This is a genomic window from Acetivibrio mesophilus, assembly GCF_004102745.1.
In the GTDB taxonomy this organism is placed as follows: domain Bacteria; phylum Bacillota; class Clostridia; order Acetivibrionales; family Acetivibrionaceae; genus Hungateiclostridium; species Hungateiclostridium mesophilum.
This window is the reverse complement of sequence record NZ_RLII01000061.1, coordinates 1-3,158: the sequence shown is the minus strand read 5'-3', so window position 1 is coordinate 3,158 and position 3,158 is coordinate 1. Positions and strand designations below refer to the sequence as shown.

The 3,158-nt window shown below is 31.2% G+C and carries 3 protein-coding genes; 2 read left to right on the top strand and 1 reads right to left on the bottom strand.

Annotated features, from left to right (window positions below; genetic code table 11):
- Positions 1–206 precede the first annotated feature (206 nt).
- Positions 207–620 (top strand): hypothetical protein, encoded by a 414-nt coding sequence (locus tag EFD62_RS17065; RefSeq protein ID WP_128706571.1) that lies wholly within the window; start codon positions 207–209, stop codon positions 618–620.
- Between the two features lie 68 nt (positions 621–688).
- Entirely contained in the window at positions 689–1,567 is an 879-nt protein-coding gene (locus EFD62_RS17060) for a hypothetical protein (protein WP_128706570.1), read from the top strand.
- A gap of 125 nt (positions 1,568–1,692) precedes the next feature.
- On the opposite strand, the gene EFD62_RS17055 is transcribed toward EFD62_RS17060, so the two are convergent.
- A complete protein-coding gene (locus EFD62_RS17055) occupies positions 1,693–2,907 on the bottom strand; it encodes a deoxyguanosinetriphosphate triphosphohydrolase family protein (RefSeq protein ID WP_128706569.1) in 1,215 nt (404 codons plus the stop codon).
- Between the last annotated feature and the right edge of the window lie 251 nt (positions 2,908–3,158).

Below are 3,158 nucleotides of genomic sequence, written 5' to 3'. Positions count from 1 at the left end.
TTCGATATGGTAAAATATTAAAAAAGCCTTAATTGATAGGGTTTATATACCGTTAGTTTTTTTGAGGGAGTTAAAAGCAAACGGAGAAAACTATAGTTGCTGACTTCAATAATGCGGGAGTTGGTAATAAGGTAACAGCTAATAGACAAACTATTCTCGATAATATTGCAGAAAGCCAGTCATCAAGAAATGCTTCAAGGTTTAAAATGACTGAAAATCCTACTACAAGAATATTGTCAAAAGAAGATACTATCGCTACAATAAAATCAACTAGGCGATATGTAGAAAAACTTATGAAAAACGACCCTATTGCTCAAAATTACCTAAGCCGTGGTAGGTATGATAACTACGGTACATATTTCCATAACAGGGTATTTAAAAGAGTAAGAAGTGCAAATATCGAAGGTTTGGAAATTGATAAAGCTATTATAAGACCCGGTAGTACTGGTGGAAAGGGAAATACTCGTAGACCAGACTTTCAATGGCAACAAGGTACGGCTGACTACGAACTATGGGATTTAAAGCCCAATAATGCTTCCCCACAATTTTGGTCTGATCAATTCCAAGACCTTATGGACTGGACAGGTCAAATTACTACACCACTAAAGTATAATAGGTAAAATTATTAAGCAAGTCTGTATAAATTACAGACTTGCTTAATCAAAATATTTAGAGAGGAGTGGTTAGAATGCAAAATAATTATAAAAATACTCCGTTATTTGATATGAGAGTTGGCATAACTTTTTATTTTTTTAAAGATCCTAATAATTTCAGAAAATACTTCATAGAGTTTTTTAGAGATTTTGAATTCTTAACAAAATGTAAATTCTTATCCTATAGGCACAATAAAGAAGCTGGTATGAATAAATTGAAAATGTCAGGAATTGATTATCTGGTGGAGTTATTTAATAAAGCAGATTTTAACCAAACACAGCACTTAATTTTATCAGATGGAACTAAAGATAATTTACAGAATTATCGTTTAGAAATGATTTTAAGAACTATAAAACCTGAATACCCAATCAAATCTCCAAATTGGATATATTTCGAAATTCCTTTAAATACAGATTTTATAGATGTTTTCTCATTTATGAAAAATGCATTTTTAGGAATGACGTTTTATTATGCCTGTTGTAATTATATTTTAGCTCAAAATGATAATTTGATGCCTAAAAGCTCCTCAGAAGCAATAAAAGCAATAAAACAAAGTAGATTTTTGAATGATGCATACTCAGTATGGCTTAATCCTTTTTTTGTTAAGGAGCTTGAAAAAGGAATCGATGGAGTAAACTATATACAAATATTATCTAAAGAACTGTATCAAAAAATTGGTTTTGAGGAAATAATCAATAATTCAAATACAGACACGTATTACCATGAATTTGGCGAAGACTATGTTGCCCTTTCATTATCAGAAGATTCATGGCCTAGAGTTTTTGATGATATTCTAGTGAATAAATACAAAAGTCTTTATAGTGTTATAAAACCCATCATACTTGAAATAAAGAAGCCATTGGCCTATTGGAAACCAGATGAATGGGATTTTTGGATAAAAAGATTCAGTTAAGAAACATATGGACTGTTATTGAATTGTAATGTACAACAAATTTGCCGGGAGCAATCCCGGCTCTACTTATCTTCCCCAAATACAAGTTTTGACTAATGATTGTGTACTTGGTTGCAGGCTTGTTTTTAGAAACTGGTTATTTCATTAAAAACTTTTATAGCAAATGAGTCTGTCATTCCGGATATATAATCAATAGTTGATCGTATATAGTCCTGGTAGTTTTCTATTTTATATACAATTTTGTTTTTTAGCCTACTTATTCTATTACTATAATTTTCTTGTACTTTTTCATTGTTTCTTATATCCGAGTATTTAATCAGCCAGTCTGTAAAGGTTGATATTAGAGTAGGATATAAGTCTTTATTTTTCTCTAACTTATCAATTGTACCTTCTGCATCATATAAATCTTTAAGAAGTGAAAATATAGATCTAATAATTAAATTTGCGTACTCCTTGTAAGCTGTAAGTCTTGAGTGTTTATAAATATTGTCGTAATTAAATTCCTTAACGGCTTTCATAAAATCATAATATTTTGTGGAAAGATTTATCCCATTCTCTGGAGAACTTTCATTACACAAATCTATCATAAGATTATGCATTAGTACTGTATTGTTAAGTGCATGTAAATCAAGATTTAGTGTTTTTTTCAATATTGCTGATAGTTCCTTTAGCTGCGAAATAGATAATATTTTAAGAGCAATTGCATCTTCAATATCTCTTCCAAGATATGAAATTTTATCTGCAACTTTTACGATACACCCTTCCCATGTAAATGGTGCAAACTGGCTTGCTTTCTCTATGCAGCATAAATCTACAAACTCTTTTCTTGGAAAAAGTGCCTTGTCATCTACCTCTCCACAGTGGCATACTATTCCATCCCTGACAGCGTAAGTTAAGTTTAGGTTTCTTTCAAATCCCTCTGGATCAGGCAATGTTTCATATAAGTCAGCAAAACGCATACTATTTTTTTCATGCCAGAATGTATCATTAATTTTCTGGCTGATGATTTCTTTCAGGAAAGTTTCACCAGCATGTCCAAAGGGAGCATGTCCTATGTCGTGACCAATTGCAATAGCAGAAGTAAGTTCTGTATTTAGCCCTAAGTACTTTGAAATTGAATAACTAACTGAAGAAACATGATTAACATGCTCAACCCTTGTACAAATATGGTCATTAGAAGTGGCAAAAAAAACTTGTGTTTTGTGCTTAAGTCTTCGATAAGCGTTACAATGAAGAATTCTATTATAGTCTCTAGTAAACTCACTCCTAATATCATCATTTCTATGGTAAAAAGTTTCATTTCTTTGTATACATTTATCCCAATTAGGTGTCGGTTGCAAAAATTACATCAGTCAAATTAAAATGCTAATATATAGCAAACAAAACAAATATAACTATGCAGATTTTGAACAATATGACAAAAGAATCTCAACCCAAGAGGCTGGGATTCTTTTTATTGCATGCGAGACAGAACTAATGCAAATTGCAAAAGTTCAGAAATAGCTTTAAATTCCAAAATATTAAAATCAGGCAACCTTATTATAACTGTGATAAAGGCCTCCAAGAACTGGTTTTGAATTTAAAACCGTGT